We start from the raw sequence: 26,008 nt of genomic DNA, 5'->3' as shown, positions 1-26,008 counted from the left end.
AGAGATTCACAAGGACCTTAGCAAAATTGGAACAACCTACTCAGCTATATTCAAAAATATCTTTGAACAATATACTGTGTAAGTTAAAAGCGAACATTTAACAATTTTGTAGTGATAAATAATTCATTGCCAGTTAGTAGCCACGGATGCCCTTATGACAGGTGGACAGACCACGAGCTGTTTACCAGTCATAGGTGCATCCTCATTGAGTATAGCTTTTACTCCTTCATAACCTAGTTGGTAATGGGGAAGGGCGACTGTGGTCAGTGGTGGTGAGAGGTGGGCTGCAATGATCTCTTGATCGTCAAAGCCGACGATTGAAATGTCATCAGGTATGCGGGATCCTCCACGTTGGAGTTCGTCATACAGGCCCATAGCCACTCGATCATTGTGACAAAAAACTCCTGTTGCACCACTATCTTTTACCCGCCTTGCAACGCTCCGACCTCCCTCCTGGTTGGGTTCCACTTCAAAGGTCAAAGATGGATCAAAAGTTATGCCAGACTCTTTTAGGGCTTGCTTGTATCCATCCAAGCGCCCAGTCTTTGCCGGAGATTCAGCTCTGGTATTGACAAAGGCGATTTTCGAATGTCCTCGTTCCAGCAAAAGCTGTGTTGCTGTTCGGCCTCCCTGAATTTCATCCGGAACAATTGCCAGGGGAGAATTTTTCTTATTCCCGAAGCAGTTCACTAGAACGGTTCGAACATTCTCGAGGGGTTTAGGTACTTCGATTGAATGGTGATACCAGGTCGAAAAAGCGATCCCCCTGACCTTGTATCGCAAAAACATTCGTATAGCCTCGTCTTCAAGGCCTCGGTTGCCTTCAGTGTTGGCAATCAGAAGAACATATCCTTGTTCCCATGCCGCATTCTGTGCCCCATGAATAACTTGCCCTGCGAATGGAGTGGTTGCAATGGAATCGGTAACCAAGCCTATGAATTGTGAGTAACCACGCACTAAATTTTGAGCCATAGCATTAGGCCGATAGCCTAATGCACGTATTGATTCCAGCACTTTCTCTCGAACTTCGGGACTAATCCGAGAGACCTTCTTGTTGTTCATGACTAAGGAAACTGTAGAGACTGACGTGTGCGCTCTTTGAGCCACGTCCTTGAGCGTCACCGGTTTGCTTTCATTCTTGATCGAATGGGGTTTGCTTGCCCCCTCTTCTTTCGCGTCTGTGGATTTTCGTTGGTTCATCCTTTAGAAGCCCCGCCTTCAATGCCCTGTATCATTGCCTTATTTAGTATAAGAAAGACCAGCATTAGAGGGGTAATCGTCACGCATACGGCAGCAAAAGTTGCAGTCCAATCAGTATTACCCATGGCTCCAATGTAATTTTGCAACCCGAGTGGAATAGTCTTCAGTCCATCAGTCAGGATGAACGTGTTGCCGAATATAAATTCATTCCATATGAAAATGCTGTTAACCAGGACTACGGTTACGACCGTATTCAGAGATAGAGGTAGTGTTATTTCCATAAAAATGCGGTATGGACCGGCACCATCTAAGGAAGCTGCTTCATAGTTTTCTCGAGGAGTATAATGATAAAAGGAGCTGAAAAGAAAAACCGACATAGGTATTGAGAAACCCGCTAGTGGAATAATCATGGACAAACGTGTGTCAAGAAGGTTGATTTGAGAATAGTCAATGAATAGGGGTACCAAAGCAATCTGAGTGGGGACGATCATGCCCATCAGGAAAAGCATACGAATTATTTTGCTCCACTTAAAGCCTAAAACTTCGATAGCATATGCGGCCATCATGCCCATAATCACGATCAACAGATCAGCGCCAAATGTAACGATAAGGCTGTTGAAAATATACTGACCAAGATTGCCGGCTTGAAATGCTCTTGAGTAATTCTCCAAGGTGAAGCTGTGAGGTACTCCGAAAGCGTTGCCGGATGCAAAATCATGTTCGGTTCTTAGACTGGTGATAAAGAGCCAGAGCAGGGGATAAACCTGGATTATCACAATCAGGATTATGAACACCCTATTCAAAACCATATGGAAGTTTAGCTTGTTTCGGCGAGCAGATGGTTTGTTCTGTCCTTTCAGAGCTAACGTACTTGTTGCACTCATGCTTCTTCCTTTCTGAAAATGACCTTGAAGATCAAAGCAACTGCTATCAAGCACTCAATAACGATGAAAACCGAAATGGCACTTGCATATCCGTAGTTGGTATTTGAGAAAGCTGTCCGGTACATATAAGTCGTAACAAGTTGCCCATATCGTCCATTGGTCAGAAGGTAAGGTATATCGAATCCTCGTAGTCCATACGTGACTGCCATGATTACCGTCGTGATCCATACGGGTCGTATGTAGGGGAAACGAATCTTAGTGAAAAGTTGCCATCCATTAGCACCGTCCAGTCTTGCTGCTTCTTCTATTTCAGGTGGGACTGACATGAATGCTGCGTAGATAATCAGCATGTACAGACCGCTAAATCGCCATCCTTCCGGTATAGAGACAGCCGAAAGAACAGTATGAGGGTCTGATAACCAGGCATGGGTCCAGGAATGCAGCCCTATAGCATCCAAGGTTTGATTGAGCAGTCCTTTTGGATCAACCGAGTATATTCTCTGGAAAAGAAACGAGATAGCTACTGTTGAAATGACTGCTGGCAGGAGGTACAAGGTTTTGACCAAATCCCGACCTTTAGTCATTCCCGTGAGCAACGTAGCTACGAGCAGCGCGCCTCCCAGCTGAAGGACTAGGCAAATAACTAGGTAGACCATAGAGTTGCCAAAAGACTGCCAGAAGACGGAATCTCCAGTGAGCATTTTTATGTAATTGGCAAGTCCAGTAAATTTCATGTCAGAGATGCCATCCCAATCGAAGAAGCTGATGATCAAAGATTGGATGACAGGCAAAAGTACACCAGCTCCGTACAGGAGAAGGGGAGGAAGAATAAAAATCAAAACTGATTTCTTAGATCTATATGGAAGCATAATTTGTCCTTTTAAACGGGCAGAGCTCTGTAGGTGAGAGCCCTGCCCGAAGTTTGTCAAATATCAGTTCAAATCTTTGAAAGCTTTGGGCCCGTTTTCTTGGATGACCTTATCCATAGTGCTGATAAACTTATCAACGCTTATATCGCCCTGGACCAAGAGGGGCAGTTCTTGTTGCAACCGCGTATTAGAAGTTGAGTCAAGCTGTGTGTCCCAAGGCATCAGAGTCACTTTGCCGACTTTATCTGCATCATCGAAGTTGCGTTTGTACAGCGGCGTAGCGTCGGAAGGTATTTTTGCAGTACTTGATTTCATCGGGGTGATTTGGCCAGTATCGGCATAAATCTTCGAATAATTGGTTAAGGAATACTTGATGAAATCGCGAACTAGCGGATCATAGGTCTTAGCGTTGATTGCCATTCCTATTCCCGATGGAGCGGCATACTCATTCTCCGTGGTTTTGGAGCCGGGTGTTGTTGGCAATAGGAAATAATCAATATCGTCGCGGACTTCTGGATTTAGCTTAGATGTGGCTAATGCCGGTAGGTCCCAGCTCCCATCGTTGTAAACGGCTGCTTTGCCGGATGTAAAAAGTGCCTGAGCATCGGCGTATTCAGTTGATGAGAATCCTTGTTGGAAGCATTGTGATTTCCCTAGATTAGCCATCCACTCTACCGCTTTGCGTCCCTCGGCATTCGAAAGTTTAGCATTACCCTTTTTAAGGTTTTTAATAAACTCATTTCCAGATGCTCTAAAGGGATAAAAAGCCATGTAACGTTCCAGTGGCCACATGTCCTTACCGTTCAAGGCGATCGGCGTGCTGCCGCTTTTCTGTAGGGCCGTGCACATGGCAGGAAAGTCATCAAGGGTCTTCGGTATGTTGATGCCGGCTTTTTTGAATAAAGCCTTATTGTAGAAGAACACTTCGATCTGTGACTCAAAAGGAACCATATACAAACTACCATCATCAAAGCGTTGATAGTCCAGAGCCGAAGTTCGGTAGTTGTCGTAGATTTTCATATCCTTCAACATCTTTTCAACATTGACCATGCTTCCCTTCTTGGCCAGTTTCTGTGCAAAGGGTGTTGCATCGATGTCGAAAAGATCTGGGAGTTTATTCGCGGCGGCCAGCGTTTCTAATTTTTGAATGTAAGAAGGCCGATCAGGCGTGGTAATTAGTTTCAGTGAAAACCCTGGGTGTTCTTTGGAATAGTCTTTAGAAATTTGCTTCATGGCCTTGATGACTCCCCCGTCAGCCGGTCTGGACAGCAGCCATGAAATTTCGCGGGGCTTGATGTCGCCCTTAGGGTTGACGCTCTCGGCCTTACCAGATCCTCCGCCACTGCCGCAACCTGTTACTAGTAATAATGCAGCTACCGTTGCTGCAATGGCAGCATACTTATTTTTTCTCATCCTGGTAATCTCCTTTGATTATTTGTATGGGTGGGGTGTCATTTTGCTGACAGATTTATTTTTTTTTTTTAATTGTTTGCCTGTCTCATTGTTGGGTTGTGGATATTGTGACTGCTGTGATTGTTGCTTCCCCGTCTGTCACGCAAATGCCGAAATAGCTACCAAGAGGATTTTCCAAACGCGAATGGAGGGTAGTTTTCCCGTCGACGTTGCAAAGGCAGATATCCTTATCCAAAAGAATGTCGACTTCATGTTTGCCTATCGACAGATTGCATGGACGCTCTAAATCCACGAAATGAGGAATATCGCCCGATATCTGCCACTGCTCTTTTCCTGTAATTGGCCTGGGCCAGCGGTCTAAGACCAGCCTTGAGTATCCGGGCTCTAATCGGAGCGAATATGCTTGGTCACCATCGGCTGAGCTTCTGATTAGAAAAGCAAGGTTGTCGGGTTCAGGCTCGTGAAGAATGAAATCAATGTGCACTAAGCATGTGGAAGGAAGCTCATCTGAACTCATCCTGACCACCATGCCGTCGTCTCTTTTCAGATTCACGTCGAATTCGAATTGATCCATGGATTGAGGGAGCCCAAATACCTCCTTAATTTCGTGGGGGATACGGAATGATAGGGATCCGTTCTTCTGCTGTATTGCTTCAAGCACCGACATGGTTCCTGCCCACTGCCAGGCACCATCATCTTTGTTGTCTGTGCGTGTTGGAATCCATCCGAAGAAAAAGCGTCTGTTATTCCACTCCACGCTCTTTGCGGCATAGAAGGCTCGTGCATCGATGCTGTCCGAATCGGGTGGCCTCAACCATGGCCCTTGAAGAGATCTGGCCATACGATAACGCGTGCAGAAACGTTCCGAGAATTCTGAATATACGAGATACCACCATTTCCCCCAATGGAAAAGGTCTGGGCACTCGTGGGTGATGAACCTGTCGGGTGCCCAAATGGGATCAACAGCACGCCACGTGTGTAGATCTTCGGAGACGCATTGAGCAATCAAACCTTGTCTTCGAGATGGGCCGGCTTCGCGGCGTGCGGCTATGAGCATATGCCACAGTTGATCAGATTCGTTGAAGAAGACGAATGGATCTCTCCAATCCGATGTGTCATACCCCTGAGTGGCACAGAAAGTATCGGCAGGAATCTTGCTCCAGTCTGTGAGGGAGCCATTGCTTACGGCATGCATCACCCACTGAATGGGGTGGTTTCGCTGATCCTTGATCTCAGGATTGACTCCTGTATAGAAGAGGTGGGTAGTGCCCTTTGCGTCCTCTACAACGCTGCCAGTGTAGGCGTTAAAGTCTTTGTCTTCTAATGAACCGTTATGCAGAACAAGGCCGTAATCGTGGTAGTTTCGTAGATCTCTTGTGCCCACTAGCCGCCAGCCCATTCCTGTTTTAGGGCCCTTGCGCTGTTCATCAAGATAGAAGAGCATGAATTCGCCATCGCGAGTGAAAGGTATAACGTCACCGACCCAACCTCGGACCGGCTGATAGAAGATTTGTCTACTCATTGAGAACCTCGTCGTTTCAGCAGCGATTAATGACAAAATGCGTTGTTCGAACGTTTGAACAAACTGTATTTACTATACTATTGATTTATATCGATATTGTCAAAATAAGCGATTTCTGAGTTCTATACTGGTTGTTCAAACGTTGTAATCTCGGTGTTGTCCTTGTGCTATTTGGCAAGATCTAAAAATGTAACAATGGTGAAGTTTTGTATTGATCAATTGTCATAAAGCGTAGATCCGATTCAATGCGATGCATACGGTGTGTTTGTTGATCTAGCAAGCTTGAAGCAAGAAGTCGTTTGAGTCAGTGTCGGATTCAGAGGCTTTCGGCTAAAATCGGAAGCACAGTCGATGGTGACCAAGTCCGCCATCGCACCAGCGGTTCGTCCGCTCACAAGTGCAAGGAGATTCCCATGGAGATCGTCATTACCGGTCGACATACCCAAATCAAGCAGCGGTTCCGCGATGTTGTGGACAGCAAGATGAACAGGGTGACGGCCATCGCCCCCGATGCACAGCGCATCCAGGTCGTTGTGACACATGAAGGCAATCCCCGCCAGGCTGACAGCGCCAAGAGGGTGGAGCTCACGGTCCAGGCCGGCAAGACCGTGATTCGGGCCGAGGCTTCCAGCGCCGACGAGTTCAGCGCGCTGGATATGGCCCTGGACAAGCTGACCCAGCGTCTGCGCCGGGTCCGCGACCGCCGCAAGGATCACCGCCGCGGACTGGAGCATCCACCTCTGCCCGTCGAACTGCCCGTGGACGACCAGGCAGGCGACCAGGGAGATCAGGGCCAGGAGTCCAATCCCGACAACAGCGCCCAGAGCGCCGTGGCCTCGGATCTGGCTCCGGGCCAGTCGGTCGAGGTGCAGGTGGGAGACACCCCCATCGTCATCCGCCGCAAGCTGCACATCGCGGAGCCCATGAGCATCGACGAGGCCCTCTACGAGATGGAGCTGATCGGCCATGACTTCTTCCTCTTCGTCAACAAGGAGACCCAGCGGCCGTCGGTGGTCTACCGTCGGCATGGTTGGAGCTATGGCGTCTTCGAGATCGATACGCCTGAGCATGTAGGCCAGAAGAAGTAACGGTAAAACGGATATTGAACTGTGGGGCGATTCCCCGGCGGCAGATTGGCCTGACCTCGGAGAATCGCCCTTCTTCAATGCCCGGTCCGGCTGCCAGGGCCACAGTCGGGTTTGTGGAACCATCGGTTTCGAGAAAATCGGTGCATTCGCGTAAGATAATCAAGGTCTGGGCCTACGTCAGCTGAGGGCGTGCGAAGGCCATAAAAGAACGGTAGGGAGCGCAACGTGGTAGCAGTCTTGGACAAGGTCCTCCGTATGGGCGAGGGTCGTCAGATTCGCAAGCTTCAGGGGGTGGCCAAGGCGACCAACGCCTTCGAGGATCAGATCTCGGCCATGTCCGATGAAGAGCTCAAGGCGCAGACGCCCAAGTTCAAGCAGCGACTGGAGAACGGCGAATCCCTCGATTCCCTGATGCCCGAAGCCTTCGCCACGGTTCGCGAGGTTTCCAAGCGCACCCTGGGCCAGCGGCACTTCGATGTCCAGCTGATGGGCGGCGCGGCTCTGCACTGGGGCAACATCGCCGAGATGAAGACCGGCGAGGGCAAGACTTTGGTGGCCACCCTGCCCAGCTATCTGAACGCCTTGGAGGGCAAGGGCGTGCATGTGGTCACGGTCAACGACTACCTGGCCTCCTACCAGAGCGAGCTCATGGGACGCATCTTCCGCTTCCTGGGCATGAGCGTGGGCTGCATCATCACCGACCAGCGCCCCAACGAGCGTCGCAAGCAGTACCAGGCGGACATCACCTACGGCACTAACAACGAATTCGGCTTCGACTACCTGCGTGACAACATGGCCTGGGACAAGGACGAGCTGGTTCAGCGCGGCCACCACTTCGCCATCGTGGACGAGGTGGATTCCATTCTGATTGACGAGGCACGAACTCCTCTGATCATCTCCGGACCCGCCGAGGGCGACGTGACCCGATGGTATCGGCAGTTCGCCAAGCTGGTCCCCAAGCTCACCAGGGATGAGGACTACGAGGTCGACGAGAAGAAGAAGGTCGTCGGCATCCTGGATCCGGGCATCACCAAGGTGGAGGACTACCTGGGCATCGACAACCTTTACGAGCCCGCCAACACCGCCCTGATCGGATACCTGAACAACGCCATCAAGGCCAAGGAGCTCTTCCTGCGCGATCGCGACTATGTGGTTCAGAACGGCGAGGTCCTGATCGTGGACGAACACACGGGCCGTCTGCTCAAGGGCCGCCGCTACAACGAGGGCCTCCACCAGGCCATCGAGGCCAAGGAGGGCGTGGAGGTCAAGGCCGAGAACCAGACCTTCGCCACCATCACCCTGCAGAACTACTTCCGCATGTACGACAAGCTGGCGGGCATGACCGGAACGGCCGAGACCGAGGCCGCCGAGTTCATGAACACCTACAAGCTGGGCGTGCTGCCCATCCCCACCAACAAGCCCATGATCCGCAAGGACCAGGACGATCTGATCTACCGCTCCAAGAAGGAGAAGCTGGCCGCCATCGTTTGGGATGTAGCCAAGCGACATGCCAAGGGCCAGCCCATCCTGTTGGGCACCGCATCCGTGGAGTCCTCCGAGGTGGTCTCCTCCCTGCTGGACGTAGCCGGCATCGACCACCAGGTACTCAACGCCAAGCAGCATGCGCGCGAGGCTGCGGTCGTAGCCGTGGCAGGGCGCAAGGGCGCCGTGACCGTGGCCACCAACATGGCTGGGCGCGGCACCGACATCATGCTGGGTGGGAACGTGGAGTTCCTTGCCGATCAGAAGCTCAAGGAGCAGGGCTACTCGCCCGACGACACCCCCGAGGAGTATGAGAAGCGCTGGCCCAAGATGCTGGATTCCGTCAAGGAACAGGTTAAGGACGAGCATGAGGAGGTTGTCAAGCTGGGCGGCCTCTACGTGCTGGGCACCGAACGGCACGAGTCTCGCCGCATCGACAACCAGCTGCGCGGCCGTTCCGGCCGTCAGGGCGACCCCGGTGAGTCCAGGTTCTACCTGAGCCTGGAGGATGACCTGATGCGCCTGTTCAACACCCAGCTGGTGGCTCGCATGATGTCCTCCAAGAGTCTGCCCGAAGGTCAACCCATCGGCACCAAGAGTGTCTCCAAGGGTGTGCGCAATGCGCAGAAGTCCGTCGAATCCCGCAACTACGAGATCCGCAAGAACGTGCTCAAGTATGACGACGTGATGAACAAGCAGCGTCAGGTCATCTACGGCGAGCGTCAGGCCGTGCTCAAGGGCGAGGACATCCACCAGGACATCCTCCGCTTCATCCGTGAGACCGTGACTTCATACATCCGTGGGGCGCAGAACGGCTCGGACAAGCCTCAGGATTGGGATGCTGACGGGCTCTGGAAGGCGCTGGCCTCCGTCTATCCGATCAGTCTCGACCAGGATGAGAGCATGGACTCCCTGGAGGGTCTGAAGGGTGACAAGGCCGTCAAGGCCCTGGCGGACAAGATCGTTGAGGATGCCGAGTCCATCTACCAGAAGCGCGAGGATGAACTGGGCGAGAAGGGCTCCAGGCAGCTGGAGCGCCAGGTGGTCCTCTCCGTCCTGGACAGCAAGTGGCGTGAGCACCTCTATGAGATGGACTACCTCAAGGATGGCATCGGCCTGCGCGGTATGGGTCAGCGCGACCCCTTGGTCGAGTACCAGCGCGAGGGCTACCAGATGTACAACTCCATGATCGACGCCATCAAGGAGCAGACCGTGCAGCTGCTCTTCAACGTGGACCTCAAGCAGATCGCGGCCAGTCAGGAGAACGAGCGGCGGGCCCGCGAAGAGCGTGAAGAAAACGAGGGAAGCCAGTCCGAGGAAGTCAACTACCAGGCGCCTGAAGAGCCTGATGCCGAAGACGAGACCACCGACATCGACGAGACGGCCGAGGAGCGCGATGAGGATGCCCCGGCGGGCAGCGTCCAGGAGGACTCCGACAAGGATGAGTCAGAGGATGCCGCTGACGCGCAGTCGGGTCTGAGCACGTCCGCCGAGGACTCGGAGGCTTCCGACGATTCGGCCCCGGCCCCGGTTGGGCCTGCTCCCATCAGTCATGCCGAGGGGAAGGTTCCTGCCAATAAGCGGCCCAAGGCCGTAGAGGATCACTCGCCTTGGGCCGATGGCCGCACCTTCCCGGGCACACCCCGTAACGCTCCTTGCCCCTGCGGCTCTGGACGCAAGTACAAGATGTGCCACGGTCAGAACGAGAAGAAATGACAGGTAGGCTCACTGATTAGCGGCTTCTGCAGATAGGGTTGCCGATCTGTTTGACGGTCATCGCTCGCAAGGGCGGTGGCTGTTTCCATATATTGGATTGACTGCTTTCATATATTGGTAGATAAGTGACCAGAATATGGGATTACCTTGTGTAGGGGAGGGGCAGGGCAGTAAACCTAGAGCAAACAGCGGGGCATCCGGCCCCGCTTCTTCAAAGGAAAAGAGTCATCATGCGGCCACTTAGCTGGAAATCCGTCCTGAACTCCTTGGTGTCCGGTCGACACCTGAGCGCGGATGAGGCCGAGTGGTGCATGAACGACCTGATGGACGGGAATGCCGACCCGGTACAGGTGGGCGCCGCCCTGTCCATGCAGTCCACCCTGGGGCTGACCAGCCCGGAAGTCGAAGGGGCCGCCAAGGCCATGGCGGGTCATGCGGTGCCGCTGAAGGTCAGCGGTGATGTGACTGACATCGTCGGCACCGGCGGCGATGGGGCAGCGACCGTCAACCTGTCGACCATGGGCGCCATCGTGGCTGCCGCAGCAGGGGTCAGGATCGTCAAGCATGGCAACCGGGCCGCCTCCAGCAAGAGCGGCACCGCCGACTGCCTGGAGCAGCTGGGCCTGCCCTTGGATCTGCCGCCGCAGGAGGTGGCTGCCATGGCTGATCGCTACGGCATCACCTTCGTCTTTGCCAAGACCTTCCACCCGGCCATGCGGTTTGCCGGACCTGTTCGCTCCTCGCTGGGCATCCCGACCGTCTTCAACCTGCTGGGTCCCCTGACCAACCCGGTCAACCCGCGCTATGTGGCCATTGGATGCGCCCAGCGTCAGCTGAGTCCCATGATGGCCCAGGTCTATGCCTCACGCGGCCAGGAGGGCATGGTCTACACCTCGGTCGAGGGCCTTGACGAGATGGCCCCGACCGGGCCGGTTTCCATCTGGGAGATCCACCAGGGCAAGGTGGAGGAGCGCTCCTTCGACCCGACCCGTGAACTGGGCCTCGACCCGGTGGATTTGGATGACCTGCGCGGCGGCGATCCCGCCTTCAACGCCAGCGTCGTCAGGGACTTCCTGGCTGGAAAGTCGGTTCCCTCCGGTTCCACGGCCCTGCTCAATGCGGCCTCGGCCATCGTGGCTGACGGTACGCAGATCGATGCCGGTCCCGAGGCTGATCTGAACGTGCGGTTTGCCCAGGCCTATCAACTGGCTACCGAGGTTGTGGATCAAGGCATGGCCGCCGACCTCCTGACAGCCTGGATCCACGGAGCCCAGGAGGCGCAGTCCCATTACCGGCAAGAGGATCGGGCATCCCGTCCGGTCTTAGTCTAGGTTCGTTGCTGCTAGACCTGTTTGGGCCCCGCCGGCTGATATTCCAGCCAGTGGGGCCCGATTTTTTGGCGGCACACGGCATTATCGCCTGTAGTGTCGTTCGTCGTCATCGAAGAGCCCGCTTGAATCATCGCGGAAATTCTTCCGGTCGATGATCAGTCCTGCGATGCCTATCAGCAGGAGCAGGCCCGCCAGCAGGCCGGTCAAGCCGGACCAGCGGGGAATGAAGATGGTCAGGAAGAAGCAGACCAGGCCCAGCGCCGTCATGATCATGAACGCCACCCGCCTTCTGCCCAGATCGCTCAGGTCGGGGTTGGGCGGCACAAAGTTCGACGACTGATCCATGACCTCGTCGGTGTCCAGCCAGCTCCTACCCTGGAAATCGCGCGGTCCTGAGCCGCCGACGAAGGAGTCTCGCTTCAGGTCCTCGGCCCTCAGCGCCGCCTTCTTCTCGGACTTTCGAGCCTTCTTTTCAAATTCCTTGGCCGTCTTGGACGACTCCAGGGAACCCAGCTCGTCAGCGTGCGAGTTCAGGAAGTCCGCCCACTCTTCGTCCCCCTGTGGGGAGCCGGTTCCCGCCTCGCTGTTATACTGTTTCCCGGCGTCGTTATGCTTGTGCTCGGTCATAGAACCATCGTAACCTCGGCCGCACGCATTCGCTACCAAGGAGTCTCTGTGCTGTACTGGTTCTTCGTCAAACTGCTCGGTCCGTTGGCGCGTACCTGGTTCAAACCGACCGTTGAGGGCACGGGGAACATTCCCAAGCAGGGGGCTGCCATCATCGCCTCCAACCATCTGGCCGTCATCGACGATGCCCTCCTGCCCATCACCTGTCCTCGGATGATCCACTTCATGGGCAAGGCCGAGTATTTCAACGGCAAGGGGATCAAGGGCAGGTTCAAGAAGTGGTGGTTCAGCTCGGTCGGAGTCTTCCCCGTGGACAGGTCAGGCGGCTCCAAGTCGCTGGGAGCCATGGAAACGGCGCGTTCCATCCTTGAGCACGGGCACATCTTCGGCATCCATCCGGAGGGCACGCGCAGCCCTGACGGCAGGCTCTATAGGGGGCACACCGGGGCGGCGCGACTGGCCTTCGAGACCGGGACGACGGTGGTGCCAGCAGCCATCATCGGCACCAGGCAGCTTCAGGAGCCCGGCCATGTGATTCCTCATAAGGGCAGGACCAAGGTCATCTACGGCAAGCCCATCACGGTGCCCTATGTGCCGGTCAACAGCCTCACCCATGAGGAGATCCGCAACCTGACCGACCGGATCATGCAGGAGATCCAGGAGATGAGCGGGCAACGATACGTGGACGTGTATGCCCAGGTCATCAAGGCACATGAAAACCATGAGAACACTCAGGAGCTGGACTGACTTCCCAAGGGTTCAGACGACGGTCAAGGTCACGACGGCCGGCGAGCCGTCATCGTTGAGCACCTTGACCTGACTGCCGGGATTGGGGTCCTGGATGCGCACCGTATGGGTCAGGTTGCCCAGAGGAGCGGAAATGTTGACCTTGAGCCCGTATCCCTCCAGAATCCGGGTGGCCTCGTCCTGGCTCTTGCCTTTCACGTCGGGCATGGTGATGGACTGTGGACCCTTGGAGATCACCACGTTGACCGCATCGCCCCAATGGAGCTGTTCCTGGGCCTGGTGAGAGGCGGATATCACCTGGTTGCGTGGCACCTTGTCGGACCAGTCCTCACTGTAGCTGACCTTGAGCCGGAGGGCTTCCAGGGCCGCCTTGGCCTCATCCCTGGCCTTGCCGACGATATCGGGCATGGCCACAGGCATCCTACCCTTGGACAGGACCAGGCTGACCTTGGCATCGTGACGGGTCTTGGTCCCTGGGGCCGGGTCCACTGAAATGGCCGCTCCTTCGGGGATGTCCATGGAGTATTGGTCCTTGGACGTGTCGTGGTCGATCCTGTCGAACCCGGCTGCCTTCAGAGCATGCACCGGATCCTTGCCGTTGGATGTTTCCGGCATGAGGAGGTCCTTGGGTACCGTGGCCTGGCGCACTCCCTTGGAGACGGTCAATTTGAGCCTGCCGCCCCTCTTGCTGATATGGGCTCCGACAGTATCGGGATCGGCGGCCATGACGGCTCCCTTGGCCACCTGGTCGCTGAAGTCGTAGGCGGTGTCGACCTCGATGCCTGCGACCTTGAGTGTGCGGGCGTATTTGGCGAAGTCGGCGCCGACGACCTTGCACTCCTGGTTCTCGGAGCAGGAGACGTCATCCGGCTTGGGCAGGGCGACATAGCTGCCCGGACCCAGGAAGTACCACCAGGCGCCACCGCCGCCTCCGGCCAGGGCAAGCACCAGCAGGACTACAAGCGTGATGATCAAGCCCCGATGCCTGTGCTTGTGCTGGGGTTGAGCCGCTTCAGCGCCTTGCCGCAGGGTCTTTGCATCGGCTGAAGGTGCTGTCGGATTCTGAGGCTGCAGAACGGTCGTGGTCTCGGCTCGGGAGGGGGTGTCCACGTCGTTGAGCCGATAGCGTCTGGTCGCTGCGTCCGCATCGGTTTCAGGCGGGGCGGGCACAGACGGAACCGTGTCCGAATTCTCCGGGTCTGTTGCTGCAGCTTCGTCGTCGCTGGGTGCCGTAGTCTCCTGATCAGAGGTTCCGGCGATGGCGGACGCGGGCTGTCCGCTTGCTGCTGGCAGCACGTAGTCCAAGGCTTGCCGGTCCAGTCCCTTGACCACCTTTCTCAGGCTTTCCAGGGCCTTGCCGGCGTCATCCGGGCGATTTTCGGGGGAGCGGTCGGTCATCGCGGAGACCAGGGCGGCCACAGATGGATCGATTCTGGGACAGACCCTGGCCAGGGAGGGGACATCCTCGTGGACGTGCTTGAAGACGATGGTCACCGGATTGTCGCTGGCGAAGGGAACCGTGCCGGTCAGCATCTCGTAGGCGATAATCCCCACGGCGTAGAGGTCGCTCTGGGGTGAGGCCTCATTGTTTTCGATGGTCTCGGGTGCCAGGTAGGCGGCCGTGCCCATGAGCATGCCAGTCGAGGACAGGGTGGCCTGGGCTGCGGCGCGGGCCAGACCGAAGTCGGTGATCTCCACATGGCCGCGGTCGTTGATAAGAATGTTTTCCGGCTTGATGTCGCGGTGGATGACGCCGGCTCGGTGGGCGGAGGCCAGGCCGTCCAGGATCTCGCCCAAGATGCGCAGGGTCTCCTTCAGGGGGTAGACGCCCTGCCGGGCCATGTCCCGCCGCAGGCTGATGCCGTGGACATACTCCATGACCAGGTAATCCAGCCCCTGATCGACGCCCGTGTCGTAGACCTGGACGATGTGGGGGTTGGCGATGGCGGCCGCGGACCTGGCCTCCCGGCGGAAACGCTCCTCGAACTGGGCCCTGTGCGGTCCCTGGGCCAGCATGGTGTGCATGATCTTGACCGCCACGTGCCTGGACAGCCGCTGGTCCAAAGCCTCGTAGACCGTGGCCATGCCACCCTGTGCGATCTCACGCAGAATGCGGTAGCGCCCGTCGATGATCCGGTCGCTGGTCCTCTCGTCCGCTTCACTCATGCTCGTCTTGTCCGGCCCTCTACACCTCGGAGGCCTGACCGGCCTCGGCATCAATGGAAGATACACGTTCATGATACCCGGCGGTGGTGGCAAGCGGCAGGAAGCGTCGGCAGGCCTCGAGGAATATGGTTCGGCCACTTGCCGGCAGATGCAGATCATGGGCCAGGGCCTGGGCTCGGGCCTGGGCTCGGACGGACAGGTCGGCCATGCGTTGACGGCTGGCCTCTACGGCTCCACAGGACTGCATCAGATCACGGACCATATTCACCTGGCTATCCTTGCGGCGTTCGGCCGGGGAATCGTAGATTCGACGAACCTCTTTGGCCTGATCAGAATCGGCCATGGCCAGGGTGTCGGCCAGGAGGACGGTCCGCTTGCCCTCGCGGATATCGCCACCCACAGGTTTGCCGGTGCGTCGGTCGTCGCCTGTGACGTCCAAGAGATCGTCCGCCAGCTGGTAGGCCAGCCCCAGGTCCAGACCCAGGGCGCGCACCGACTCTTTGTGCTCCTCCATGTCTGCTCCGGCGGCCAACAGGCCCAGAGCCAGCGGGGTCAGGGTGGTGTAGGAGGCGGTCTTCCAGGCCATGGTGTGCAGGGCCTGGCGGCGCAGGCGTTCCGGATTGTCCAGACAGGCCTCCTCCATGCCCATGTCCAGGACCTGGCCGGTGACCACAGCCGTCTGCATGGCTTGGAAGGTTCTTCCGATGGCCGGTCCCTGAGGCAGCCCGGCAGCCGCCTGGAGGGCCATGTCCGTGCTCAGCGATGCCAGCAGGTCGCCAAGCAGGATGCCCAGACCGGTGCCGCGGACATCAGGTCTTGCGGGTGCCCGGCCGCTCGAGTCGTTTCCGGCAACCGACCGGCTCAGGGCCAGGTGGGTGGCAGGGCGGCCCCGACGACGGGGGGAACCGTCGATGATGTCGTCATGGACCAGCGCGCTGGTCTGATAGACCTCCAAGGCGCAGGCAAGGTCCACCACCGCCTGTTCACGGTCGGGATTCTGCTCGGAATCCAAAGCCCGCCAGACGTCGCAGAGCAGCAGGGCGCGCAGGCGTTTGCCGCCGCGGCCGGCCTCGATTGCCTGGAGGATGACCTCATGCAAAGCCTCCTGGGAGGGGTCCTGGTCCCGGGGGTGGTCCGGTCCGGGTTCTGGAGCAATCAGGTGGTCGCAACGGCGCTGGAGCAGTTCCTCTATGCGCTGTTCGACCCGTGCTGCAGTCACGCTTTTCATGCCTTAGAGCCTATCCGCATATCTGCCCAGCGGACAGGCTGCCGGGACCGTGGTGGATGGATGACGTCACTTGACCACATGATCGGTTGGAGCCTTCCTCACGGTGCCAACTGGATCAGGATGGTGCCAAGGCTCCCGGTTCCCATGCCGGGAGCGGATGGGAGGCGCTGAAGGCATGGACGACGCAAATGAAAAAGGTATGAAGGAACTGGTGGAGAACTACCGAGAGGGCCGACGACGATGGGGTGTGGAAGAGGCCGACAGACGATGGCTCCAGCAACCGTTGACAGACTGGATCGCTGGTTTGAAGGGGCCGCAGGCGCGCCAGCAGTTGGACTCCGACTCGGCAGACTGCCTGGCCGTGGCCACAAAGGAGACTCTGGCCATACGCGACGGGCTTATTTTGTCAATGCTGGCGCCTGAGCCTGGTCTGGACAGCGATCGGTTGATGGACCTGTGTGTTCGTCCCAATGATCCGTCGAATGTGACGGCGCTCTGCAGCATCCTGGATGCGGTCTTCAAGGACACTGCGACACGGCCGGACCAGCCCCGCTGTCGTGCAGGGCTTGCCATGCTTGAAGCCATGGCGGATCAGGTTCCCCCGGGGTTTCGGTCCCAGCCACTGGCGGTCGCGGCCTATGTCGACTGGTGGAGTGGGGGATCCCGAGCATCGGGGTTTGCGCAGAAAGCCCTGGCAGACGACCGTTCCTGCAGTCTGGCCGCCATCGTCCTGGCCTTGATAGGCCGTGGCATCGATCCGGCTTGGAGGCAATTGAGCTGAATCGGGAATAATCGTCCCCCTGGGGTGGTTCACTGTAATGAGTCTACGATTTGACCTTGCCATAGCTGTGCCCTTAAAGCAGTGTCGGCGGGTGGGATGATCCAGGAGGAGAATTTGGCCACGAAGGACACCAAGTCAGCCAAGACAGCCGCAGTGGATACCGCAAAGGGCCGTAGCAGTTCGACTGCCGGCAGGACCAAGACCACCACCAGGTCCAAGACCAGCAGCAAGGCGTCCCGCAAGACCACGTCCCGTAAGAGCGCCGCTACTAGCACCTCGGCGACCAAGAGGAACCGCCGTCCGGCCTCCAAGACCACCAAGAAGGTCGAAGAGAAGCCCATCCTGCAGCAGGAGGAGCAGGAGCCCGACGAGGATCTGCTGGAGGATCAGGAGGACGACGACCAGCTGGAGGACGAGCCCGACGAGGACGATCAGGAGGAGGATGAGGCCTCCCAGGTCCATGATGAGGCCGAGGAGGACCGCAAGGCCGCCCATGCCCTTGCCGCCAAGGTCAAGGGCGCTTTCGTCGTCGACGATTCCGATGACGATGAGAATGTCACCCCCTCTGGCAATCCCAAGCGTCGCGTGGTCACCGCCGGCGCCACTGCGGACCCTGTCAAGGACTACCTCAAGCAGATCGGCCGCGTCAGCCTGCTGAACGCCGAGCAGGAGGTGGACCTCTCGGAGCGCATCGAGGCCGGCCTCTATGCCCAGCATCTGCTGGATACCGAGGGCGAGGGTATGGACTTCAAGCGTCGCCGCGAGCTCAAGTGGGCCGCCAACGATGGGAAGAAGGCCAAGGACCATCTGCTGGAGGCCAACCTGCGACTGGTGGTCTCCCTGGCCAAGCGCTACACGGGCAGGGGCATGCTCTTCCTGGACCTGATCCAGGAAGGCAATCTGGGTCTGATCCGTGCTGTGGAGAAGTTCGACTACACCAAGGGCTACAAGTTCTCCACCTATGCCACCTGGTGGATTCGTCAGGCCATCACCCGCGCCATGGCCGACCAGGCCCGCACCATCCGCGTGCCCGTCCACATGGTCGAGGTCATCAACAAGCTTTCCCGCGTCCAGCGTCAGATGCTGCAGGATCTGGGCCGCGAGCCCACCCCCGACGAACTGGCCAGGGAGCTGGACATGCCCGTCGAGAAGGTCCAGGAGGTCCAGAAGTACGGACGTGAGCCCATCTCCCTGCACACCCCTCTGGGTGAGGACGGCGACTCGGAGTTCGGCGACCTGATCGAGGACACCGACGCCATCGCCCCCTCGGATGCTGTGGCCTTCTCCCTGCTGCAGGAACAGTTCCAGCAGGTTCTTGAGACCCTGAGCCCCCGTGAGGCCGGTGTCATCAAGATGCGCTATGGCTTGGAGGATGGGCAGCCCAAGACCCTGGACGACATCGGCCGAGTCTACGGGGTCACTCGTGAACGCATCCGCCAGATCGAGTCCAAGACCATGTCCAAGCTGCGGCATCCCTCGCGCTCGCAGACCCTGCGTGACTTCCTGGATCAGTGACCTCTGCGCCCGACGGGGAGGCCCTGACACTGTCGAGGCCTCCTTGCTAGAAATGGTCATCGGTGCGTAAGCGACCGCCCATGTGGGGACTCCTGTCCTCCTGGGCGCCATGAGGTGAACGGCGAGGTAAATGGTGGCGAAAAAGCCTGATAAGGAAAAGTCCTATGGTGCCGGCAGTCTGACGGTTCTGGATGGCTTGGAAGCGGTGCGCAAGCGTCCGGGTATGTACATTGGGACCACGGACAGCCAGGGGCTCATGCACTGCCTTTGGGAGATCATCGACAACGCCGTGGACGAGGCCCTGGCCGGCCAGTGCGACCATATCAAGGTCATCCTGCACAGGGATGGCTCCATCGAGGTGGATGACAACGGCCGAGGCATCCCCGTTGATATAGAGCCTCGGACAGGGTTGACCGGCGTGGAGGTGGTTCTGACCAAGCTTCACGCGGGAGCCAAGTTCGGCAACTCTTCATACACGGCTGTGGGCGGCCTGCACGGCGTGGGATCTTCGGTGGTCAACGCCCTGAGCTCCCGACTGGACGTGGAGGTGGACAGGGACGGCAAGACCCACCGGATGCGCTTCCATCAGGGCCATCCCGGTACCTACCAGGACCCTGATCCGGAGCATCCCTCGCCTGACTCGCCCTTTAAACGCACCAGGAAGAACCGGCCTACGCCCCTGGAGGTGGTCGGCAGCGTGCCCAAGTCCAGGACCGGCACCAGGGTGCGCTACTGGGCCGACCCGGAAATCTTCAACCCCACGGCCCGGTTCAGCTACGCCCAGCTGATCGACCGGGTACGTCAGACCAGCTTCCTGGTGCCTGGCCTCAAGATCACTGTGATCGACGATCGCATCCCCGCCACAGGAAGTGCCGAGCAGGATCTGCGCCTGGAGGTTGACGGCGAACCTGCTGCAGAGCCGAATAATCAGGACGTTCAGGAGAACCTTCGTGAATCGTCTGACAGCGACGATCACTCTGAAGAAGGCGACGGGGACGAACGTGCCGAAGACGCGCAGGCCGAGGATGCCGACCTTTCGGCCACCGAGAGGGCCGACCGGGCCATGCTGCAGCCGGAGGACGAGTCCGGCCATCAGCGGGTGGAGGAGTTCCTGCACACCGGTGGGGTGACGGACTTTGTGGACTTCCTGTCCACGGGCGAGCCGGTCAGCGACATCTGGCGGATCAGCGGCCAGGACACCTACCAGGAAGAGACCCAGCGGGTCGGTCCCGATGGCGAGCTGCACGCCGAGCAGGTGGAACGTGTCTGCGGGGTGGATATCGCCCTGCGCTGGGTCAATGACTACGATTCAGTCGTTCGTAGCTTCGTCAATGTGGTGGAGACGCCCGGCGGGGGCATGCACGTGGACGGGTTCATGAACGCCATGACCCGCCAGGTGCGCAAGGCCGTTGAGGCCAACGCTCGCCGTCTCAAGGTCAACCTCAAGGATTCTCACACCAAGGTGGAGCGCGACGACGTTCTGGCCGGGCTGGTGGCCGTGGTCACCGTGCGCATCGCCGAGCCGCAGTTCCAGGGCCAGACCAAGGACGTGCTGGGTACGGCCCAGGTCAAGCCCATCGTCACCCGGATGACCGACGACCAGTTCGGCCAGATGATCAGCGGCTCCAAGCGCGGCTTCAAGGAGCAGTCCGGCCAGGTGCTGGAGAAGATCGTGGGCGAGATGCACGCCCGCGTCCAGGCACGTAAGACCAAGGAGGTCACCAGGCGCAAGAACGCCCTGGAATCGGCCTCCATGCCCTCCAAGCTCTCGGATTCCATGCCCGGCAACGACGACATCGCCGAGCTGTTCATCGTCGAGGGCGACTCCGCCCTGGGCACGGCCAAGGCGGCCCGAAACTCCATGTTCCAGGCCCTGCTGCCCATCCGTGGCAAGATCCTCAACGTGCAGAAGGCCTCCCTGTCCCAGATGCTGACCAACAAGGAGTGCGCCTCCATCATCCAGGTGGTCGGCGCGGGCTCGGGAGCCAGCTTCGACATCGACCAGGCCCGCTACAACAAGGTCATCATGATGACCGATGCCGACGTGGACGGCGCCCATATCCGCATCCTGTTGCTGACCCTCTTCTACCGCTACATGCGGCCCCTGATCGAGAACGGGCGGGTCTACGCAGCCGTGCCACCCCTGCATCGAATCGCCCTGGCAGGCAGGAACAAGGGGAAGTTCATCTACACCTATTCGGACGATGAGCTGGAGGGCAAGCTGGCCGATCTGCAGGCCAAGCACATCGACTACAATCCCGATGTGCAGCGCTACAAGGGTCTGGGCGAGATGGACGCCGACCAGCTGGCCGACACCACCATGGATCCCAGGACCCGCATGCTGCGCCGCATACGCATGGAGGATGCCGCTCAGGCGGCCGGTATCTTCCCCCTGCTCATGGGGGACGACGTGCCGCCCCGCAAGCAGTTCATCGTGGACAATGCCGACGACTTCGACCGGAGCAAGATCGACACCTGATCTGTCTTCAGCAAGGCCCGAAAGGTGGGGAGAGGAGCGTAACGCAGATGAGCAGCGATCCCTTGGGTAATTTCTCCCCGCAGACGGCCGGCTGGTTTCGTCAGGCCTTCCCTCAGGGTCCCACGCCGACCCAGGTGCAGGCCTGGCCGGCCATCCGTTCAGGCGGCGATGCGCTGATCATTTCGCCCACCGGCTCGGGCAAGACCCTGGCCGCCTTTCTCTGGGCCATCGACGAGCTTATGACCATGCCCCGGCGCTCCCGGAAGCCTGGGGTCGCCGTGCTCTACATCTCGCCCATGAAGGCCCTGGGGACGGATGTGGCCCGCAACCTGCAGGCTCCGCTGGAGGGCATAGCCGAGCGCTTTGTACAGCAGGGAGGTAAAGCGCCCAAGGTCCGGACGGGCATCCGTACCGGAGACGCCGACGCCCGCGGCCGCAGAGCCCTGGCCGCCCATCCTCCGGATATTCTGGTCACCACACCTGAGTCCCTCTATCTGATGCTGACCTCCAAGACGGCCAGCACGCTGAAGAACGTGCAGACCGTTATTGTGGACGAAATCCACGTTTTGGCGGGCAATAAGCGCGGGGCTCATCTGGCGCTGAGCCTGGAGCGCTTGGACGACCTGGTCGGAGGGCCTGTGCAGCGGATCGGCCTGTCGGCGACGGTCCGTCCACCCGAGCAGGTGGCCCGTTTTCTGGGCGGCAGCCGTCCGGTCAGTCTGATCCAGCCCAGGTCGTCCACAGCCATGGACCTGCGCCTGATCGAGCCCCTGGAGGACATGGGGGATCTGGCCGCGCCGCCCGGCGAGTCCAGCCAGGAAGGGCAGGAGGGGGACCAGAGAAGCGGATCCATCTGGCCTGCCGTCGAGCGGGCCATCCTGGATCAGGTCCTGTCCCACCGCACCACCCTGGTCTTCGTCAACTCCCGAGGACTCGCCGAACGCCTGACCGCCCGGCTGAACGACCTGCACCAGTCTGATCTGCAGGCATCCGGCCACGACCGGCCAGGTTCATCCGATGAAACAGCTGAGCCCAGGGAGCCGGCCCACTACGATTCGGCCACCGGGTCCACCTCCGAGAGAACCTCCGGCCTGAGCGTCGACCAGCCCATCGCCATGGCCCATCATGGTTCGGTATCCAAGGAACGCCGCCGCCAGGTGGAGGACGATCTCAAGGCCGGCAGACTGCGGTGCGTGGTCGCCACCTCAAGCCTGGAGCTGGGTATCGATATGGGTTCGGTCGATCTGGTCATCCAGGTCAATGCCCCGCTGTCGACCGCTTCGGGACTGCAGCGGGTGGGCCGGGCTGACCATCAGGTGGGTCAGGTATCGCAGGCCAGGCTTTTCCCCCTGACCCGCGAGCAGATCCTGGAGTGCACGGCCAGCATGGAGAGCATGGTCCAGGGTGACATCGAACCCACCATCATGCCCAGCAGTCCCTTGGATGTTCTGGCCCAGCAGACGGTGGCCGCGGCCGCCATGGGCCCGCTCAAGGAGGAGGACTGGCTGGCCACGGTCAGACGGGCCGCGCCCTTCGCCCACCTGGACCAGCAGGTCTACCGGGCGGTGCTGGGCATGCTCAGCGGTGCCTACACCTCCCAGGATTTCACCGCCTTCCGTCCCATCCTGGTCTGGGACCACCAGACCGGTATGCTGACGGTCCGGCCCGGCGCGCAACGACTGGCGGTCACCTCCGGAGGCACCATTCCCGACCGTGGCTCCTACAGTGTGGTCATGCCCTCCGAGGCCGCCGGCGGCAAACCCCGCCGAGTGGGGGAGCTGGATGAGGAGATGGTCTACGAGTCCCGCAAGGGGGACGTGATCACCCTGGGTACCACCTCCTGGAGGATCCAGCAGATCACCCGCGACCGTGTGGTGGTCGTGCCCGCTCCGGGACGCTCCGCCAGGCTACCCTTCTGGCATGGGGAGGGCACCGGCCGCGACCCTGCCTTTGGCCGTCGCCTGGGCAGACTCGCCATGGAACTGTCCCAGGGCCTGATACCGGCGGTCCAGACTGCCTCCGGCCGGCCGGGTTTCACTCAATCAGTAAGCACTCGTCTGCTGAAGGACGGCCTGGACCGTCCTGCTATCAACAATCTGGCCGCCTTTCTGGCCGAGCAGCAGGCCTCCACCGGCCGGGTGCCCGACGACCGGCACCTGGTGGTCGAGCGCTGCCCCAACGAGGAGGGCGATCTGAGGCTGATCCTCCATTCGCCATACGGCCGCAGGGTCAACGAGCCTTGGGCCCTGGCCATCGCCGCCCGGCTCTCCCGTGAGCGCGGATACGACGGATCCGTCTGGGCGGGGGAGGACGGCATCGTCGTGCAGATTCCGGGCACTGATGCCTTCCTGGAAGATCAGCGAATATTCGGATTCACCCCTGATCAGGTGGAGCGCGAAGTCCGAAGGCACCTGGTGGGCTCAGCGCTCTTCCAGGCCCGCTTCCGCCAGTGCGCAGCCCGCTCGCTCTACATGCCCAGGATGGAGCCGGGTCGTAGGGTTCCGCTCTGGCAGCAGCGTCTGCGGGCCTCCCGTCTGCTGGACGCGGCTCTGAAGGAGGATGACTTCCCCCTGGTTCTGGAGACCATGCGCGAGTGCCTGCAGGACGTCTACGACATGCCTGCCCTGCGCGAGCTCATGGCCGACCTGGAGCAGGGGAGCGTTCGTCTGGTCCCGGCCTCCACCAAGGCCCCCTCGCCCATGGCTTCAGGGCTGCTCTTCGGCTACCTGGGGACCTTCATGTACCAGTACGACATGCCCAAGGCTGAGCGCGACGCCGCCATGCTGGCCATCGACTCCGACCTGCTGGAGCAGATGGTCGGCCAGGTGGACATGGCTGACCTTCTGGACCAGGAGACCGTAGACCAGGTGACTGCTGATCTGCAGCGGCTTTCGCCCAGAACCCGGGCCAGGGGAGCCGAAGGACTGGCCGACCTGTTGCGCACCCTGGGCCCCATGGATTTGGCTGGGATTCGTCGGCGCATGCGCGGGCAGGAGGACGAATCGGTTACGGAGGCACAGGTCCGGGCCATGCTGGAGGAGCTGCAGACCCAGGTCAGGGTGGTCCAGGTCAGACTGGGTACACGCGACTGCTGGGTATGGGCCGGTCAGGCAGGGCGGCTGACGGCGGTTCTGGGCCCTGGCATCATCCGGCCATCCGCTCAGTCAACACAAAAATCGGAATCGGACGGTGAAGCCTTTGACCAGCTGGTCAGGCAATATGCCGAAGTCCATGGGCCATTCACCACCGAGGACCTGGCCGGTCACCTGGGTCTGGGCAGCGCTCTCTTGGAGGACCGACTGCGCTCCCTGGCCTCACGCGAGCTGCTCATGACCGGGGTCTTCCCCAGGCCTGACCTGAGTGCCTATGGCGAGCCGGGATTTGAGGGAGGCGAACCCCGCCGGGGGTGGCTGGATCCCGAGGTCTTCCGTCGGCTGCGCTCGCGGTCCCTGGCCAAGGCCAGCAAGGCCGCCAGTCCTGTCCCCGGTCATGTCTACAGCGACTTTCTTCTTCACAGGCAGGGTCTGGCACCCCTGGGCCAGGAGCCCTTGATGGGCACCGAAGGATTGCTGGAGGTGGTCGGGCAGCTGGAGGGGCTGGCTCTGCCGACCGAACTCTGGGAGTCGGCCATCTTCCCGGCCAGGGTGCGTGATTACGGACCGGCCTTGATGGACGATCTGCTGGCTTCGGGCCAGGTGGTCTGGGTGGGGTCCGACCAGGGGGAGGGCCCGTTGGGCGCCATGACCTTTTATCTGGCCGAGGACCTGGATGATGAGCTTCCAGCACAATCTGTTGGTCCTCCGTCGGTCACGGATGTGGCCGGCAAGTCGAGCAAGGCGGGCGACGCGTGCGATCTGGAAGAGACCATGCTGGATGTTCTGGCCGACGGGGGAGCCTACCGCTTCGATCGGCTTCTGCGCGCCTGCGCCGGCCGGGGCGGGAATGACGTTGAGTCTCTTGGTTTTGAAGCCCCCGATCAGGAGGCCGTGGCACGGTCGCTCTGGGATTTGGTCAGGTGTGGACTGGTCACCAACGCCTCCCTGGCTCCGGTTCGGCGCCTGATCCGAGGATCAGGGTCTCAGTCCTCGGGGAGGACCCGACGCCTGCCCCACGGCCTGCATGGACACGGCAGGCCCAGGGGTCGTGCAGCCATGATGCGGGCGACAAGCTCAACAGCGCTGTCAGCAGCGGCGGAGGGGTTCTGGACCCTGGTTGTGGATGAGCGCGGGTCAGCAGGAGGCTCAGCGGGGACTGGCATGGCCGGTTCACGCGATGAGCCTAGAGGCAGCCAGGACGATGATCGACAGCGGACCGTCCGCCTGGTCCACGAGGAGCAGGCCATCCTGGACCGCTATGGGCTCCTGGCTCCGGTGCTGCCTGAGGTGCGGTCTCTGCCTGGCGGATTCTCGGCCCTCTATCAGGTCTGCAGACGGATGGAGGAGGCCGGTCAGCTGACGCGTGGGGTCATCGTCGACGGTTTCGGCGGTGCCCAGTTCGCCCCCCGAGAGGTGATCAACCAGCTCAGGGACTTCCAAGAGGATGAGCGCAGGAGCGATGGTGAAGACAGATCGGGGCAGCGACCTCCCGAGCCCGTGGTCATGGATGTGACCGATCCCGCCAACCTCTATGGCACGGCTCTTGCCTGGCCGACTACATCAGGGGATGCCGGCGGTCGGCCCATTCGGCGGATGGGGAACCTCTTGGTGCAGCATCGAGGCTGCGCCCTGGTCTATGCGGCGCCCAAGGGGCATCATCTGCTGGTCTTCGGCGAGCCCGAGTGTGGATTGCTGGAGGCGGCCTTCGCCCAGCTGGCTTCATGGCTGAGGCGGGGCGGGCAGGGACGCATCCTCTTCAGTGATGCCAATGGCCGACCCCTGACCATGCGTGAACCGGTGGGCATGGCCCTGGCCGCCGCCGGATTCACGGCCGGACCAGGCGGCATGGCCCTCTACTGAGCCTT

General features: G+C 59.5%; 16 protein-coding genes. 8 read left to right on the top strand and 8 right to left on the bottom strand.

The genetic code is table 11. The features are described from left to right. Positions 1-123: 123 nt before the first annotated feature. The 5 genes from J3T92_RS05490 to J3T92_RS05470 form a co-directional block, all read right to left on the bottom strand. Positions 124-1,200: a LacI family DNA-binding transcriptional regulator gene (locus tag J3T92_RS05490; protein WP_267400146.1), complete on the bottom strand. Its 1,077-nt coding sequence runs from the start codon at positions 1,198-1,200 to the stop codon at positions 124-126. Then, positions 1,197-2,084 (bottom strand): carbohydrate ABC transporter permease, encoded by an 888-nt coding sequence (locus J3T92_RS05485; protein ID WP_267400145.1) that lies wholly within the window; start codon positions 2,082-2,084, stop codon positions 1,197-1,199. Before J3T92_RS05485 ends, J3T92_RS05490 begins: the two co-directional genes overlap by 4 nt. Continuing rightward, positions 2,081-2,953, bottom strand: coding sequence for a carbohydrate ABC transporter permease (locus J3T92_RS05480; RefSeq protein WP_267400144.1), 873 nt, complete (start codon positions 2,951-2,953; stop codon positions 2,081-2,083). Before J3T92_RS05480 ends, J3T92_RS05485 begins: the two co-directional genes overlap by 4 nt. A gap of 63 nt (positions 2,954-3,016) precedes the next feature. Then, complete coding sequence (locus tag J3T92_RS05475; protein WP_267400143.1) at positions 3,017-4,366, bottom strand: ABC transporter substrate-binding protein; 1,350 nt, start codon at positions 4,364-4,366, stop codon at positions 3,017-3,019. Between the two features lie 85 nt (positions 4,367-4,451). Beyond that, positions 4,452-5,888 carry a hypothetical protein gene (locus tag J3T92_RS05470; RefSeq protein WP_267400142.1) on the bottom strand — a complete coding sequence of 479 codons (1,437 nt, stop codon included), beginning with the start codon at positions 5,886-5,888 and terminating at the stop codon, positions 4,452-4,454. A 413-nt stretch (positions 5,889-6,301) separates the two neighbouring features. On the opposite strand from J3T92_RS05470, the gene hpf reads away from it, so the two are divergent. The 3 genes from hpf (at position 6,302) to trpD (ending at position 11,505) form a co-directional block, all read left to right on the top strand. Further along, the gene (gene hpf / locus J3T92_RS05465; protein WP_267400141.1) at positions 6,302-6,976 is read left to right on the top strand and encodes a ribosome hibernation-promoting factor, HPF/YfiA family; all 675 of its coding nucleotides are present in this window, start codon (positions 6,302-6,304) and stop codon (positions 6,974-6,976) included. A 225-nt stretch (positions 6,977-7,201) separates the two neighbouring features. Next, a complete protein-coding gene (gene secA, locus J3T92_RS05460; protein WP_267400139.1) occupies positions 7,202-10,174 on the top strand; it encodes a preprotein translocase subunit SecA in 2,973 nt (990 codons plus the stop codon). A gap of 230 nt (positions 10,175-10,404) precedes the next feature. Then, the gene (gene trpD / locus J3T92_RS05455; protein ID WP_267400137.1) at positions 10,405-11,505 is read left to right on the top strand and encodes an anthranilate phosphoribosyltransferase; all 1,101 of its coding nucleotides are present in this window, start codon (positions 10,405-10,407) and stop codon (positions 11,503-11,505) included. An 81-nt stretch (positions 11,506-11,586) separates the two neighbouring features. Here the strand turns inward: trpD and J3T92_RS05450 are convergent, their stop codons facing one another. Beyond that, entirely contained in the window at positions 11,587-12,132 is a 546-nt protein-coding gene (locus J3T92_RS05450; protein ID WP_267400136.1) for a hypothetical protein, read from the bottom strand. A 48-nt stretch (positions 12,133-12,180) separates the two neighbouring features. On the opposite strand from J3T92_RS05450, the gene J3T92_RS05445 reads away from it, so the two are divergent. Further along, the gene (locus J3T92_RS05445; protein WP_267400135.1) at positions 12,181-12,879 is read left to right on the top strand and encodes a lysophospholipid acyltransferase family protein; all 699 of its coding nucleotides are present in this window, start codon (positions 12,181-12,183) and stop codon (positions 12,877-12,879) included. A gap of 12 nt (positions 12,880-12,891) precedes the next feature. Here J3T92_RS05445 and J3T92_RS05440 read toward each other — a convergent pair whose 3' ends face one another. After that, on the bottom strand, positions 12,892-15,045 hold the full coding sequence (locus J3T92_RS05440; protein WP_267400133.1) for a Stk1 family PASTA domain-containing Ser/Thr kinase: 2,154 nt from the start codon (positions 15,043-15,045) through the stop codon (positions 12,892-12,894). 19 nt (positions 15,046-15,064) lie between these two features. After that, positions 15,065-16,273: a polyprenyl synthetase family protein gene (locus J3T92_RS05435; RefSeq protein ID WP_267400132.1), complete on the bottom strand. Its 1,209-nt coding sequence runs from the start codon at positions 16,271-16,273 to the stop codon at positions 15,065-15,067. 175 nt (positions 16,274-16,448) lie between these two features. Between J3T92_RS05435 and J3T92_RS05430 the strand changes: the two genes are divergently transcribed. The 4 genes from J3T92_RS05430 (at position 16,449) to J3T92_RS05415 (ending at position 26,003) form a co-directional block, all read left to right on the top strand. After that, on the top strand, positions 16,449-17,054 hold the full coding sequence (locus J3T92_RS05430; RefSeq protein ID WP_267400130.1) for a hypothetical protein: 606 nt from the start codon (positions 16,449-16,451) through the stop codon (positions 17,052-17,054). 114 nt (positions 17,055-17,168) lie between these two features. Continuing rightward, entirely contained in the window at positions 17,169-18,569 is a 1,401-nt protein-coding gene (locus tag J3T92_RS05425) for an RNA polymerase sigma factor (protein ID WP_373312900.1), read from the top strand. 130 nt (positions 18,570-18,699) lie between these two features. After that, positions 18,700-21,048: a DNA gyrase/topoisomerase IV subunit B gene (locus J3T92_RS05420; RefSeq protein ID WP_267400129.1), complete on the top strand. Its 2,349-nt coding sequence runs from the start codon at positions 18,700-18,702 to the stop codon at positions 21,046-21,048. Between the two features lie 47 nt (positions 21,049-21,095). Next, a complete protein-coding gene (locus J3T92_RS05415; protein WP_267400127.1) occupies positions 21,096-26,003 on the top strand; it encodes an ATP-dependent helicase in 4,908 nt (1,635 codons plus the stop codon). Positions 26,004-26,008: the final 5 nt, after the last annotated feature.

Source organism: Bifidobacterium sp. B4081 (assembly GCF_026537335.1).
In the GTDB taxonomy this organism is placed as follows: Bacteria; Actinomycetota; Actinomycetes; order Actinomycetales; family Bifidobacteriaceae; genus Bombiscardovia.
This window is presented reverse-complemented; position numbering and strand designations above follow the sequence as displayed.

Excerpts from the sequence above, each read along its gene's own strand:
- J3T92_RS05490 (WP_267400146.1), bottom strand. The coding sequence starts at position 1,200 with ATGAACCAACGAAAATCCACAGACGCGAAAGAAGAGGGGGCAAGCAAA.
- J3T92_RS05485 (WP_267400145.1), bottom strand. The coding sequence starts at position 2,084 with ATGAGTGCAACAAGTACGTTAGCTCTGAAAGGACAGAACAAACCATCT.
- J3T92_RS05480 (WP_267400144.1), bottom strand. The coding sequence starts at position 2,953 with ATGCTTCCATATAGATCTAAGAAATCAGTTTTGATTTTTATTCTTCCT.
- J3T92_RS05475 (WP_267400143.1), bottom strand. The coding sequence starts at position 4,366 with ATGAGAAAAAATAAGTATGCTGCCATTGCAGCAACGGTAGCTGCATTA.
- J3T92_RS05470 (WP_267400142.1), bottom strand. The coding sequence starts at position 5,888 with ATGAGTAGACAAATCTTCTATCAGCCGGTCCGAGGTTGGGTCGGTGAC.
- hpf (WP_267400141.1), top strand. The coding sequence starts at position 6,302 with ATGGAGATCGTCATTACCGGTCGACATACCCAAATCAAGCAGCGGTTC.
- trpD (WP_267400137.1), top strand. The coding sequence starts at position 10,405 with ATGCGGCCACTTAGCTGGAAATCCGTCCTGAACTCCTTGGTGTCCGGT.
- J3T92_RS05450 (WP_267400136.1), bottom strand. The coding sequence starts at position 12,132 with ATGACCGAGCACAAGCATAACGACGCCGGGAAACAGTATAACAGCGAG.
- J3T92_RS05440 (WP_267400133.1), bottom strand. The coding sequence starts at position 15,045 with ATGAGTGAAGCGGACGAGAGGACCAGCGACCGGATCATCGACGGGCGC.
- J3T92_RS05435 (WP_267400132.1), bottom strand. The coding sequence starts at position 16,273 with ATGAAAAGCGTGACTGCAGCACGGGTCGAACAGCGCATAGAGGAACTG.
- J3T92_RS05430 (WP_267400130.1), top strand. The coding sequence starts at position 16,449 with ATGGACGACGCAAATGAAAAAGGTATGAAGGAACTGGTGGAGAACTAC.
- J3T92_RS05420 (WP_267400129.1), top strand. The coding sequence starts at position 18,700 with ATGGTGGCGAAAAAGCCTGATAAGGAAAAGTCCTATGGTGCCGGCAGT.
- J3T92_RS05415 (WP_267400127.1), top strand. The coding sequence starts at position 21,096 with ATGAGCAGCGATCCCTTGGGTAATTTCTCCCCGCAGACGGCCGGCTGG.